The sequence below is a fragment of the Pseudarthrobacter sp. alpha12b genome (assembly GCF_054130495.1).
In genome coordinates, this window is sequence record NZ_CP196746.1 from 3,789,100 (window position 1) to 3,802,314 (window position 13,215).

The following is a 13,215-nucleotide window of genomic DNA, read 5'->3' on the forward strand; positions in this document are numbered from 1 at the left end:
ACATCGGCAACGAACAACAGGAGGAAGCATGACGCAGGAAAACCAGCAGGCTGAACCCGAGACAGCCCCGGGCGGCTACGGCACCCCCACAGCCGAGCAGGAGGCGGCAGGAACCCAGGGCGGCCAGGGCCAGCAGGCCAGCGGCGGCGCATCGTCGGCCGGTGCGGACACCAACGAACCGCAGTCCGGAACAGGCCAGGACCCGGTCCCGCACGATATGGACCTCCCCTCCAGCGCCGCGGAGATCGATGAGTCCAATGACGATTCCCAGGGGTCGGCGCCGGTCTCCTCGGAGTCCGGCCAGGAAGCCACGGGCATTCCGGACGGCAGCGGAAACGACCTTCCGCAGGAGAAATCGCCCAATGACGACGACGAAAGCTTCGACGCCGGATAAGCACCACGGTCTGTTGGCCTCCGTTTCCGCTGCCCACCCGGGCAGCGGAAGCGGGGGCTTTTGCCGTCCTGCAGGCCTCCCATGGGCAAGTGCCGGCGGTCTACGGCAGCGGCATAGATCCCGTGTGGCTGGGTACGGAACACGCGAAACCACATTGGCGGCAGCCGGCAGAGGCAACTCCATGCCGCCGCCGGCACCAATGTCGACGCGGGAAGGTGGACTGTGGGCAGGAGATCTTCGGAACAGTGGGCCCGGCAGCAGGATGGGCCGGACAAACTGGCGGTGGACGTCCTGGTGCCCACCTGCAACCGGCCGGCGGAGCTGGCCGTCACCCTCGCGGGCCTTGCCGCCCAGCAGGAGCCCGCGTTCGCCGTCGTGGTCAGCGACCAGTCAGCGGGCCAGCCCGCGTGGGACCATCCCGCAGCCGCCGCGATGGTGCGGGTGCTCGAGGCGCAGGGCCGCCCCGTCACGCTGCTGCGCCACCTGCCGCGCCGCGGACTTGCCGAACACCGGCAGTTCCTGCTGGACCAGGCCACTGCGGAGCAATGCCTCTTCCTTGACGACGACGTCTGGCTGGAGCCGGGTGCCCTGGAGCTGCTGAGCCGTGCCCTTGATGAGCTGCAGTGCGGTTTTGTCGGGATGGCACCGCAGGGGCTGTCCTTCCTGGACGACTGCAGGCCCGAACAGATGGCAACCTTCAAGGCCTGGGACGGGCCGGTGACTCCGGAACGCATCCGTCCGGACGAGCCGGGTTTCGAACGGTGGCCGCTGCACAGCGCCGCCAACCTCAGCCACCTCAGCGCCAAACTCGACCTGCAGCCGGGCCAGTGGGTGCCCTACCACGTGGCGTGGCTGGGCGGCTGCGTGCTGTACCGCAGGGAGGCGCTGGACGACGCCGGCGGGTTCCGTTTCTGGACCAGCCTTCCGGCCGGCCACGCCGGTGAGGACGTTGTGGCCCAGTGGCAGGTGATGGAACGGTATGGCGGGGCGGGCATCCTGCCCTCCGGCGCGGTCCATCTGGAATCTCCCACGACGGTCACGGAGCGTCAGGTTGAGGCCTACGACGTGGTCCTTGACCGGGAGTCCGCAGAGACGCCCTAGGAGCCCGGGGGATACGCCACGTACGCGAAGCGTTTCGAATCCGGTGACCAGCTGTTGACGTTCAGGGTGCCCTGGCCGCCGAACACCGGCCAGGTGTGCAGCGGCGCGGTCCAGTCACCGGTGGAGACAAGGACGACGTCGACCGGCAGGTCCGCGGGGTGGCCTTGGGTTCCAGCGGGGAAGCGGACGTAGCTTGCCAGGCGGCCGTCGGGGGAGAGGTGCGGGAACCAGTCGACCGTTCCGCTGTCCACCAGGCGCTCGAACTGGCTGCCGTCCGGCCGGACGCGGGCCAGCTGCGCGTGGCCGGGAGCCGTGGTGAAGGACTCCGTGTTGACGTACAGCCACGCTCCATCGGGTGAGTACTCCGGTCCGTCACAATGGCCGCCGCCCACCTCCACGTCCTCGGGAGGGCCGCCGCCGGCGGGGATGGTCCGGAGCCGGCCGGGCCGGCTGAAGTCACCCCCTGCGATGTCCACGTAGGCAAGCCGGCGGCCACAGGGGCTGACGCCATGGAGGAAATGGAAGGATCCGTCGTCGTCCGTGATCCTGGTGCCCTGCCCGCCCGCAAGGGGTGCCCGGTAGATGTGGCCATCGTCCGCAGACAGGAAGATGCCGCCACCGTCCGGGTCCAGGACGTGGTCGTTGTTAAGGTCCGGGACGCCTGCCAGCGGAACCTCACAGAGGGTACCGGCCGCGAGGTCGAACCTGTGGAGCATGCCGTCCCCGTTGAGGATCAGTGCCCGGCCGTCGAGTGTCCAGTTGGGTGCCTCGAGAAGCATATGCTCCGTGGAGTATGCCAGTTCCTGTTCGCCCGAGACCGAGGCGATCCACACCTCGCAGCGCTGGCCCGGCCGAAGCCTGCGCACCGGCTCAGTCCTTGCTGCTGAAGGCGGCGTCGAAGCTGGTCTGGGAGGCGGGGAAATCGTACTTCTTGAGGGCCGCCAGTGCTTCGGGGGCACCGTGGAGGCGGTCCATGCCGGCGTCTTCCCATTCGATGCTGATGGGGCCGCTGTAGCCAATGGCGGCCAGCGCCCGGAAGGACGCTTCCCAGGGGACGTCCCCGCGGCCTGCAGAGACGAAGTCCCAGCCGCGGCGGGGGTCGCCCCAGGGCAGGTGGGAACCCAGGACGGTGTTGCGGCCGGTCTGGCGGATCTTGGTGTCCTTGCAGTCCACGTGGTAGATCCGGTCCTTGAAATCCCAGATGAAGGACACGGGGTCGATGCCCTGCCACATCATGTGCGAGGGGTCCCAGTTCAGGCCGAACGCTTCCCGGTGGCCGATCGCTTCAAGGGTGCGGACGGTGGTCCAGTAGTCGTAGGCGATCTCGGACGGGTGGACTTCGTGGGCGAACCGGACGCCGCATTCGTCGAAGACGTCCAGGATGGGGTTCCAGCGGTCCGCGAAGTCCTGGTAGCCGGCGTCGATGACCTTCTCGGGGACGGGCGGGAACATGGCCACGTACTGCCAGATGGAGGAGCCGGTGAAGCCGACGACCGTGTCCACGCCGAGGGCTTTGGCGAGCCGGGCGGTGTGCTTCATTTCCTCGGCGGCGCGCTGGCGGACGCCTTCGGGGTCGCCGTCACCCCAGACCTTGGACCCGACAATGGCCTGGTGGCGGAAGTCGATGGGGTCATCGCAGACGGCCTGGCCCTTGAGGTGGTTGGAGATGGCCCAGACCTTGAGGTTGTACTTCTCCAGGACCGCCAGCTTCGACTCGACGTAGCCGGGTTCGTCCCAGCGCCAGGCGTCCAGGTGGTCGCCGGAGACAGCGATTTCCAGGCCGTCACAGCCCCAGCCGGCGGCCAGGCGCGCCACTTCTTCGAAGGGCAGGTCGGCCCACTGGCCGGTGAACAGGGTGAAGGGGCGGGGCATGGGGATTCCTTAAGTGGTATGCGGCGCTAGTGGCGGACGACGGTGAGGGTGCTTTTGTTGGCTGCGGATGCCTCCACGGCGTCCAGGACGTACTGGACGTTCAGTCCTTCCTCGAACGACGGCGAGGGCTGGGTTCCGTCCTTGATGGCCAGCAGGAAGTCGCGGACCTGGTGGGTGAAGGTGTGTTCCCAGCCGATGATGTGGCCCTGCGGCCACCACGCGTCCAGGTAGGGGTGCTCGGGTTCGTTGACCAGGATCCTGCGGAAGCCCTGCTCGCGGACCGGGGCGGTGGCGTCCAGGAAGCCGAGTTCGTTGAGGTTTTCGAGGTCGAACAGGAGGCTCCCCTTGTCGCCGTAGACCTCGATTTGAAGGCTGTTCTTCCTGCCGGTGGCCACCCGGGAGACCTCCACTGAGGCGATGGCTCCTGAGGTGAGGGTCAGCGTGGCCCAGGCGGCGTCGTCGACCGTTACGTCCTCCATGCCGTCCGCACCCGGGCGCTGGTTGACGAAGGTGTTGAGCCGGCCGCTGACCTCGGTGACTTGGTCGCCGAGGAGGAAGAGGACCTGGTCGATGGCGTGGCTGGCGATGTCCCCCAGCGCGCCGGACCCCGCGGTTTCCTTCCGCAGCCGCCAGGTCATGGGTGCCTGGGCGTCGGCGAGCCAGTCCTGGAGGTAGGCGGCGCGGACGTGCCGGACCGTGCCCAGGCGGCCTTCGGCGACCAGTTCCCTGGCCAGTGCCAGGGCGGGGACGCGGCGGTAGTTGAAGCCGATCATCGACTGCACTCCCTTGGCCCGGGCCTTGGCCGCTGCGGCGGTCATGAGTTCGGCCTCGGCCAGGGTGTTGGCCAGCGGTTTTTCCACCAGGACGTGCTTGCCTGCCTCGAGTGCGGCGACGGCGATCTCGGCGTGCATCCAGCCGGGGGCGCAGATGTCGATGATATCGATGTCATCGCGGGTGATCACCGTGCGCCAGTCCGTGGCTGACTCGGCCCAGCCGTACCTGGCCGCGGCTTCCGCCACGGCGCCGGCGTCCCGGCCCACCAGGACCTTCTGCTCGAAGGCCGGGACGTCGAAGAAGCTGGCCACGTTCCGCCACGCGTTGGAATGGGCCTTGCCCATAAAGGCGTAACCGATGGCGGCCACCCCCAAAGGGCGGGAGGCCTGCGGTTCGGACGGGTGTGCGGGTGCGGTCATGATGCGTTCCTGCGTGCTTCCTGCTGGCTGGACTACGTGCTGGATTACTTGCTGGATCCGAGGGTGGCAGTTTCCGGCGCCCAGTCCTCGGGGAGGGCGGGGGATACCGGGGCCGAACTTTCGACGTCGACGAACGTGCCCGAATCGACGGACTCCGAGATGGAGACCATCGTGTCCAGGACGTGGTAGGCCAGTTCCCCCGTGGCGCGGTGTGGCACCCCGGCGCGGATGGAGCGGGCCATGTCCAGCACGCCCATGCCGCGGCCGTTGGCGGGGCCCGTGGCGGGAACGGTGGTCCAGTCCTCGTCGCCGGCGCGCCAGAGCTTGATGTCGCCGGTGAAGTAGTTGGGGTCCGGCAGCGAGATGGTGGCTTCGGTTCCGGTGATCTCCACGAAGCCCATCCGGGTCCGGGGGGACTCGAAGGAGAAGACACTGTGCGAGGAGGCGCCGGATTCGAACTGCGCCATCGCGGAGACATGGGTGGGCACCTCGACGGTGAACTCCTCGCCTGCCTTGGGCCCCGAACCGATCACGCGCACGTCCTTGGCCTTGGACCCGACGGCGGCCACCTTGCGGATGGAGCCGAAGGCCTGGACCAGGGTGGTGAGGTAGTACGGACCCATGTCGAACAGCGGCCCGGCGCCGTGCTGGAAGAGGAAGGCCGGGTTGGGGTGCCAGGACTCGGGGCCGGGGGTCTGGAACGTGGTCATCGCGGTCAGCGGTGTGCCGATGTCGCCGCGCTGGATCAGCCGCAGGGCCGTCTGGATCCCGGCACCAAGGAAGGTGTCCGGGGCGCAGCCCAGGCGGATGCCTGCGGCGTCGGCGGTCTTGAGCAGGCCCAGACCGGATTCGCGGTCCAGGGAGAACGGCTTTTCCGTCCAGACGTGCTTGCCGGCGTTGACGGCGGCGGTGGCCACCTCCACATGCGCGGCGGGGATGGTGAGGTTGACGATGATTTCGACGTCGGGGTGGTTCAGGGCCTTGTCCACTCCGCCCCATTCCGGGATGCCATACTCCTTGGCGCGGGCCTCGGCTGCCTCCTCGAAAAGGTCGGCGATCACGTGGACCTTCAGGTCCGGGAACGCCGTCAGGTTGTCCAGGTACTGCTTGCTGATCACGCCGGCGCCGATGACGCCGACGCCCACCGGGCCGCTGCGGGCGGGCTTGGCTGCTGGGGTGCTCACGCGTTGGCTCCTTCGTTGCTGTTGGCGTTGTCGTTCAGGAAGGCCAGGCTCTGGGCGATGCCTTCGAAGATGTCCCCGGAGTAGTCGTCGAACTCCACCACGCCCACCTCCAGGGCCTTTGCGGCGGCAACTACGTCCATGACCGGCACCTTGCCCTGGCCTGCCGGCTGCTGGGCCTTGTTGTCCCGGTTCAGGGGGCCGTCCTTGATGTGGATGAACTTCACGCGGTCACCGAGTTTGGTGAGGATGTCCACGGGGTCCTGGCCACCGACGGCCACCCAGTAGGTATCCACTTCCAGGACCAGTTCCGGATCCAGCAGGGACTCGAAGTACTCCAGGGCGGTGCGGCCCTCGATGATGGACTCCAGTTCCCACGCATGGTTGTGGTAACCGACGCGGATGCCGTACTCCGCACCCTTCTTCGCGGCCGCATTAAGCTTCGCCGCGGTGGCCTGGATGTCCTCGGCCTTCTGCCAGTGCTCCGCCGGCAGGAACGGATCGATCACCGTGCTGATGCCCAGCTCCTTCGCTGCCGCGAAGATCTCATCCTGGTCCTGGCTCATCAGGGGCGCGTGGCCGGACGGCGCGGTGAGGCCGTTCGCCTTCAGTGCGGCGCCGAGTTCCTTGGCGGTGGCCACGAAGTTGTAGGGCTCAACCTGGGTGTAGCCGATCTCCGCCACCTTCTTGATGGTGCCCGGAAGATCCTCCGAGATGGCGTTGCGGAGCGTGTAGAGCTGAAGTGAGTAGGACATGGGTTTCCTTAACGGTTCTGGATGTGGGTCGGGAAGAGGGCAGGGTCAGCGGCCCGCGAGGGAGCCGCCGATGCCGCCGACGCTGAAGTACTTGTTGAGCGTGGCGAAGACGATGACGGGCGGGAGCATCATGACCACTGCCAGGGCCATGACGGAGGTCCAGTCGGTGGCGTTCTGCTGGAAGAAGGACTGCACGCCCATGGGGAGGGTGAAGATTTCGTTGGAGCGCAGGAACACGATGGCCACCAGGTAGTCGTTCCAGGCCAGGAGGAACGCGAAAATCGCGGTGGAGAGGACCCCTGGAAGGGAGTTCCGGAGTACCACCTTGGTGAAGGAGCCGAAGACGGAGCAGCCGTCGATCCAGGAGGCCTCTTCCAGGCTGATGGGGATGGAGTCGAAGTAGGCGGCCATCATCCAGGTGGCCACGGTCATTGTGGAGCCGACGTAGATGATGGTCAGTCCCAGGAGGTTGTCCACCAGGCCCATGCCGGCGAAGAGGATGAACAGCGGCACCACCGAGGTGATGATCGGCAGGGACTGCATGACGAACAGCAGCAGGGAGTACCCGGAAACCGCCTTGGACCGTCCGCGGGAGAGGACGTAGCCGGCGGGTGCGGCCACGGCCACAGAGACCACCACGGTTGAGAGGGTGGTGACCAGGCTGTTCTTCAGCCAGGTGGCGGCCAGGGTCTTGGAGAAGACGTTGCTGAGGTTCTCGAAGGTCAGGCCGGTGGCGGTGCTGTTCGGTCCGGGCGTGAAGGCCAGGACCACGGTAACCACGATGGGCACCAGCACCACCGCGGTGATGATGAGGATTGCGGTGAAGCGCCACCAGCGGCCGCGCTGGCCGGCCTCCGAGAGTACGCGGCGGTTCTTGCCGGCTTGGCCGACTCCAAGGGCCGGCCCGGACTGGGGATGGGCGTGGACTGCTGCGCTCATTATTCGACGCTCGACTTTCGGATCTGGCGGTACAGGATGACCGAGATGACCACCAGGGTCATGGTCATGAGGAAGGCGATGGCCACGCCGGGGCCGGTGGCGAAGTCCTGGAACACGGTCCGGTAGGCCAGGACCACCAGGGAGGTGGTGGCGCTGACCGGGCCGCCGCCGGTCAGCAGGTAGATGGTGGGGAAGTCATTGACGCAGAAGATGGTCATCAGGATCCAGCTGATGTAGGTGGAGCGGGCGATCAGCGGCAGGGTGATCTGGGTGAACTGCTGCCACCGGCTGGCTCCGTCCATGCTGGCCGCCTCATAGACGGTGGTGTCCACCGAGGCCAGGGCGGCCGAAATCATCATCATCATGAAGGGGAAGCTGACCCACACCTTAAACACCATCACCGTGACGGAGGCCAGGGTGGGGTCGGCCAGGAAGAGCGGGGTGCCCATGCCCAGGTTCCGGAACAGCGACGGGATCAGGCTGTCCGGGGTGGCCACCAGCCAGTTCCATGCGGTGGAGGACACCACGATGGGCACCACCCAGGGCAGGAGCAGGAGGACCTTGAACGTGTTGCCGGCGGGGATTTTGGTGCGCAGGAGCAGGGCAAGGCCCAGTCCCACCAGCCAGGACCCGAAGACCCCCACGATGGTGAACCACAGCGTGAACTGGGCCGCCTTCCAGAACGCCGGCGAGGTCAGGACGGTGGAGAAGTTCTGTACGCCCACGAAGTTGCCGGTCTGGAGCAGGTTGCCGTCGTGCGTGGCCTGCACAGCGGCATAGATCAGCGGGTAACCGTGGATCAGGACAAGGAGGACCACGGAGGGGAGCAGGAGCCAGAAGAAGGTCCTGGTGGCCTGGGCGGAGAGCTTGCTCTTGCGCTTGCCGGGAACGGTCCCGGACCCGCCGGGGGCAACCCCGCGGCGGGCCCGGGACAAGCCGGACTGGGTGGTGGCGCTGGACATGGGCGGTCCGTTCTACTTCTTCAGGACGGATTCGAGGCCGGACTGGAAGGTCTGCAGGGCAGTCTTGGCGTCAGCCTTCCCGGTAATGATGGTCTGGCTGAACTGGTTCAGTGCCTGCCCGCCGTCGAGCGCGGCGAGGTTCGCGTTGAGCTTGCTGCCCTGCGCGGCGAAGGTCTTGGCGATGGGCTGCCAGTCCTTGACGATCTTGACGTTGTTGGGGTCGTTGGCGAATTCGGGGATTTCCGTGATCGACTTGAACACGGGCAGGGCGGACATCAGCTTCTTCTGCCACAGCTGCTTGAGCTGGCCCAGGTAGTACACAAGGAACTCCTCGGAAGCCTCCTGGGACGGGGTGTTGGTGTACATCATGATGTTGTTCGGGAAGACGATGGTTGCCTTGTCCCCGTGCGGGCCCTTGATGGGATCAGCCACCAGCAGGTCGCCCGATGTATCGCCCACACGCTGCGGGACGTTCACCTGGAACAGGCCGTAACCGGCCTTGCCGTCCTTCCACTGGGCCGACATGTTGTCAGTGGTGTAGCTGACTGCGGCCGGATCGACGATGCCGTTGGACACGAGTTCCAGGACGAACTCCATGGCCTCGACGTTGCGGTCATTCATCAGGTCCAGCTCGCCGTCCTTGTTGAAGACGCCGCCGCCGTTGTTGACCATCATCATGATCATGGAGTGGTTGGCATAGTTGTTGCCCGTGCCTGCGCCGGTGGTGAAGCCAAACGCGCCCACCTTCTTCAGGGCCTTGCCCGCTTCAAGGAGGGACGGCCAGTCCGTGGGAAGGGCAACGTTCGCCTTCTCGAACAGCGACTTGCGGTACCAGAAAACGCGCATGTCCAGCTGCCAGGGGACGGCCACATAGCCCTTGTCCGACTTGAACGGGTCCAGGACGCCGGGCAGGAAGTCGTCGAACTGGCCGTTGGCCTTCAGCTTTTCGATCACCTTGTCCGCGTACGCGATCTGGCCCTGCTGCTCGAACTGGAACGCCTGGAAGCCGCCGCCCGTGGAGACCGCCGGGCCCGTCTTGGAGGCGATCGCCGAGGAGAAGGTCTGGTAGAAGTTGGCCCACTGGATGATCTGGTAGGAAGCCTTGGCGCCGTTGGCGCCGGAGAAGCCTTCAGCGATGCTCTTGGCGGCGTCGTTGTACGCCGGTGTTGCCCAGGGCATGTCCCAGAACTTGACGGTCCCGCCTGCTCCGCCTCCGCCGCCCCCCTGTGACGCCGAGCCACCACCGCAGGCAGCGAGAAGGGGCGTTGCGGCAGCGGCAGCCGTCAGGCCCAGGAAACCGCGCCGGGAAAAGGAGCGGCGTTGTTCGGAAGTTGCGTTCATGATGTGTCCTTTCGGGACCGTCCTGTGCTGTGCGCCGTAGGTTCGGTCCTGCTCATCGTTGAGAGTGGAGGTGGGACTGGACTGCTGTTCGGTTGCGTATCGGCGGGGCTGGTTACGTGGCAGCGAGAGTTGCGTAGAGGTCGGTCAGCCGGGCGAACCCGGCCAGATCGTCCGGCTGGGTGCCGGCGCCAAGATGGTCCTTCAGGCGCCGCCACGCAGACCGGTGGGCGGATTCGTAAAGTGTGGGCAGCAAGAGTTCGCCGTGCGCCCCCGTGACCCGGACCTCGGCCGGCCACGCAGCGTCCGGATCGGGTACCTGGACGGCCACCCCGCCGTCGGCCGTGTAGAGGCGGATATCGACGCCGGACCGGCGGGCAGCGGTAAGCACCCCCTGGGCCGTGAACGGGGCGCCGTTGACCAGCCTGCCGCTGAGTGTGTACCCGCTGGCGTCGCTGCGGAGGACGCTCACGCCATGGAGCCCTCCGCTGACGGCCAGCAAGGCGGCGAGGTGCTCGCCCAGCAGCCGCTGCGGATCTGTGCCGGGAGCCGCCGTGGCAACACTGTCCAGCAGCGCTGCGGTGCCCAGGGCACTGCGCACCGCATCACGGGCGTCGGGGGCGTCAGTATCGGCCGCCAGCGCGGGGTTGGCGGCCCAGCGCAGGTCCAGGACGACGGCGGTTCCCGCGGCAGCTGCCGCGGCTGCCAGTTCCGTGGTGTCTTCGGGAACCGGGTTGGCCACCACGATGCCGCGGGCACCTGCGGAGACGGCGCTGCCCGCCTCAGCGGTCCAGCCTGGTCCGCCCGCAACCACCAGGACGTCTGCCGTGCCCGCCTGGTTTTCCGGGATCGGGCCGAAGGTTGCGGGCAGCGAAGCCACCGTCTGGGTGACCGCACCGGCTTCCCGGGCCGCGGAGGTTGCCGAAACGCTGTACTGGCCGCTCACGCAGAAGCTCCTGCTTTTTCTGTGGCACCTGGATGTCCTGCCGCCGCGCTTGCCACCGTCGCGGCGGCAATGGTGAGGGCGAAGGTAAGGTCGTCGATCAGGGTCTGGGCGGGGGGCGCTTGGCGGGTTCCCCCGGCGAGCTCCGCCAGTTCACGCCATTCACCCTCGTAACCGTTGTGGCCATAGGGGCCAAACGTGGTGGTTTCGGTGCCGTTGCCGCGGGAGAAGGTGGCGACGGCGGACCCGGCCTGGACGTAGGACGGCGTGAAGTCAATGTGCAGTGCCGCATCATCCGCGATGACTTCGAACGTCCATTCAGGCTTCCAGGTGCTGTTCATGACGGCACGCAGTTCGATGGTCCGCGTTGGGGTGCGGAGCGAGACGGCATAGCCGAACGGGCGGACATGGAGCGCCTGGATGACCTCGATGTCCGCGAAGTCCGGCGTGAACCGGCGCACCAGGGGCAGGTCGTGGATCGCCAGGCCCATGATCCCGCCCTGGAGTGCGCCCTTGATCACTTCGATGTCCGAGTAGTCGGGCCGGCCGGTGGCCGGGCGGGTGATGATCTCCGTCGCGAAGTCCTCGAACCGGGCGTTGGGCGGCAGGACGATGGAGGAGCGGATGGTGTGCACCTGTTCCGGAAGGTCACCCCAGTTCTGCTCTGCCGCGAGCCAGCCGGGATCGAAGGTGTGCATGGCCCCGACGACGATTGGCACACCGGTTTCGGTACTGACCGCCGAGATGCCGGCGGCTTCCGCTGCGTTCATCGCGAACGGCTTTTCGCAGAGGACTGCTTTCTTGCCGGCCCTGCAGGCGGCGATGACCTGGTCGGCGTGGAACTGGTGGGGGCTGCAGATCGCCACGATGTCCACGTTCGGGTCGCCCAGTAGGGCTTCGATGCTGGTGCTGGAAACGGCTCCGACGCGCGCCGCCACCGAAGAGGCCACGGCCGCGTCCACGTCCATGATGTGACGTACTTCCAGGATGTCCCGGAGGCGGGCCAGGGCCGGAAGGTGGATGGCCTGGGTAACGGGTCCGGCGCCGAGGATGCCGACGCCGAGGGGCCGGTGTGCTGGCGCTGCGATGTGGGACAAGTTCAATTACCTCTTTGTAAGCGGACTCTGGAGTACCGGAAGCATTACTGCGGCGGATGGCTACCATCCGAACCACAAATGTGCCCTGAGTCACAACCTAGAACGACTTTTGACGCACGTCAAGCAAAAGTTGTTTGTTGAGCGTCATTCTTCTGCCGTGATGACAGCGCTAAGTAAGAGTGTTATGACTTAGACATGACTTCAGTGACGGGCAGGCAGGCCGGAAAAGATGCCGACGTCGGCAGCCTGTCGCGTGCCGGGGACCTCTTCCAGCTGCTGCGCGACGGCAGGGCCCGCACCCGCGCCGAGCTCGCCCTGAGCACGGGGCTGGCCCGCTCCACAGTGGCCTCGCGGATCGACGCGCTGATGCTGTCCGGCCTTGTGGGCCCGGCAGGCGAGGCGCTCTCCAGCGGCGGCAGGCCGCCGTCGCGCTTTGCCTTCAACCCGTCCGCCCGCCTGGTGCTGGCCGTGGATGTGGGGGCCACACACGTCATCGTCGCGGTCACCGACCTCGGCGGGAACATCCTTGCCGAACACCGGCTGGCGCAGCAGGTGGCCGACGGGCCGGAAGCGGTGCTGGACCAGGTGGTTGCGCAAGGCAAGGAGCTGCTGGCCTCGGCGGGCCGGAGCGTCGCGGAACTGGCCGGCATCGGCATCGGTCTGCCCGGCCCCGTGGAGCACGACACCGGCAAGCCGGTCAAGCCGCCCATCATGCCCGGCTGGGACGGGTTCGACGTGGTCAGCTACGTCCAGCGGTCCCTGCCCGTCCACGTGCTGGTGGACAACGACGTGAACATCATGGCCCTGGGGGAGCAGTCCGCCCATTGGCCCGAGCACAACAACTTCTTCTTCGTGAAGGTGGCCACCGGCATCGGCTCCGGCATCATCAGCAACGGGGAACTTCAGCGCGGCGCCAACGGCACGGCAGGGGACCTGGGGCACGTCCAGGTGGCTCGGGGCGCGGATGTCCTGTGTGCCTGTGGGAACTACGGGTGCCTGGAAGCGCTGGCGTCCGGTCCCGCCGTCGTGCGTTCCCTCCGCGAGCAGGGACTGGACGTGGCAAAGGGCGCGGACGTGCTCCGGCTCGCCGCCGACGGCAACCTGCAGGCCATCCAGGCGCTCCGCCAGGCCGGCCGGGACATCGGTGAGGTGCTGGCCACCGTGGTCAACCTGCTCAACCCGTCCGTCATTGTGGTGGGCGGCAGCGTGGGCGAGACGGGGGAGCACCTGGTGGCCGGCATCCGTGAGGTGGTGTACCGGCGCTCGCCGCCCCTGGCCACCTCGCACCTGCGCATCAATGTCTCCCGCGCCGGAGGCCAGGCCGCCGTGCTCGGGGCAAGCCAGTTGGTCACCCAGTACGTGCTGTCGCCGGCCATCATTGAGGCCACTCTGGCGGGCGCCATCGCCGGGTAGCGCCGGGGGATTCCCGGCGCTACCCGG

The 13,215-nt window shown here is 67.2% G+C and carries 13 protein-coding genes; 3 read left to right on the plus strand and 10 right to left on the minus strand.

Annotated elements, in window-relative coordinates:
- Positions 1-28 precede the first annotated feature (28 nt).
- Positions 29-394: a hypothetical protein gene (locus tag ACTAQI_RS17490; RefSeq protein ID WP_457947542.1), complete on the plus strand. Its 366-nt coding sequence runs from the start codon at positions 29-31 to the stop codon at positions 392-394.
- A 222-nt stretch (positions 395-616) separates the two neighbouring features.
- Complete coding sequence (locus ACTAQI_RS17495) at positions 617-1,495, plus strand: glycosyltransferase (protein ID WP_457947543.1); 879 nt, start codon at positions 617-619, stop codon at positions 1,493-1,495.
- On the opposite strand, the gene ACTAQI_RS17500 is transcribed toward ACTAQI_RS17495, so the two are convergent.
- The 10 genes from ACTAQI_RS17500 to ACTAQI_RS17545 all read right to left on the minus strand — a co-directional run bounded on the left by ACTAQI_RS17500 (position 1,492) and on the right by ACTAQI_RS17545 (position 11,775).
- Entirely contained in the window at positions 1,492-2,361 is an 870-nt protein-coding gene (locus ACTAQI_RS17500; protein ID WP_457947545.1) for a TolB family protein, read from the minus strand. The genes ACTAQI_RS17495 and ACTAQI_RS17500 overlap by 4 nt on opposite strands.
- A gap of 4 nt (positions 2,362-2,365) precedes the next feature.
- A complete protein-coding gene (locus tag ACTAQI_RS17505; protein WP_457947546.1) occupies positions 2,366-3,367 on the minus strand; it encodes a sugar phosphate isomerase/epimerase family protein in 1,002 nt (333 codons plus the stop codon).
- A gap of 26 nt (positions 3,368-3,393) precedes the next feature.
- Entirely contained in the window at positions 3,394-4,560 is a 1,167-nt protein-coding gene (locus ACTAQI_RS17510; RefSeq protein ID WP_457947547.1) for a Gfo/Idh/MocA family protein, read from the minus strand.
- A 44-nt stretch (positions 4,561-4,604) separates the two neighbouring features.
- A complete protein-coding gene (locus ACTAQI_RS17515) occupies positions 4,605-5,744 on the minus strand; it encodes a Gfo/Idh/MocA family protein (RefSeq protein WP_457947549.1) in 1,140 nt (379 codons plus the stop codon).
- Positions 5,741-6,496 carry a sugar phosphate isomerase/epimerase family protein gene (locus ACTAQI_RS17520; RefSeq protein ID WP_457947551.1) on the minus strand — a complete coding sequence of 252 codons (756 nt, stop codon included), beginning with the start codon at positions 6,494-6,496 and terminating at the stop codon, positions 5,741-5,743. Before ACTAQI_RS17520 ends, ACTAQI_RS17515 begins: the two co-directional genes overlap by 4 nt.
- Before the next feature lie 45 nt (positions 6,497-6,541).
- The gene (locus ACTAQI_RS17525) at positions 6,542-7,435 is read right to left on the minus strand and encodes a carbohydrate ABC transporter permease (protein ID WP_457947552.1); all 894 of its coding nucleotides are present in this window, start codon (positions 7,433-7,435) and stop codon (positions 6,542-6,544) included.
- Entirely contained in the window at positions 7,435-8,397 is a 963-nt protein-coding gene (locus tag ACTAQI_RS17530; protein WP_457947553.1) for a carbohydrate ABC transporter permease, read from the minus strand. The genes ACTAQI_RS17525 and ACTAQI_RS17530 overlap by 1 nt, the downstream gene beginning before the upstream one ends.
- Before the next feature lie 12 nt (positions 8,398-8,409).
- Positions 8,410-9,738 (minus strand): ABC transporter substrate-binding protein, encoded by a 1,329-nt coding sequence (locus tag ACTAQI_RS17535; protein ID WP_457947554.1) that lies wholly within the window; start codon positions 9,736-9,738, stop codon positions 8,410-8,412.
- Positions 9,739-9,850: 112 nt separating this feature from the next.
- Positions 9,851-10,681, minus strand: coding sequence for a hypothetical protein (locus tag ACTAQI_RS17540; protein WP_457947556.1), 831 nt, complete (start codon positions 10,679-10,681; stop codon positions 9,851-9,853).
- The gene (locus ACTAQI_RS17545; protein ID WP_457951097.1) at positions 10,678-11,775 is read right to left on the minus strand and encodes a Gfo/Idh/MocA family protein; all 1,098 of its coding nucleotides are present in this window, start codon (positions 11,773-11,775) and stop codon (positions 10,678-10,680) included. Before ACTAQI_RS17545 ends, ACTAQI_RS17540 begins: the two co-directional genes overlap by 4 nt.
- A 195-nt stretch (positions 11,776-11,970) precedes the next feature.
- Between ACTAQI_RS17545 and ACTAQI_RS17550 the strand changes: the two genes are divergently transcribed.
- Positions 11,971-13,188 (plus strand): ROK family transcriptional regulator, encoded by a 1,218-nt coding sequence (locus tag ACTAQI_RS17550; RefSeq protein WP_457947557.1) that lies wholly within the window; start codon positions 11,971-11,973, stop codon positions 13,186-13,188.
- Positions 13,189-13,215: the final 27 nt, after the last annotated feature.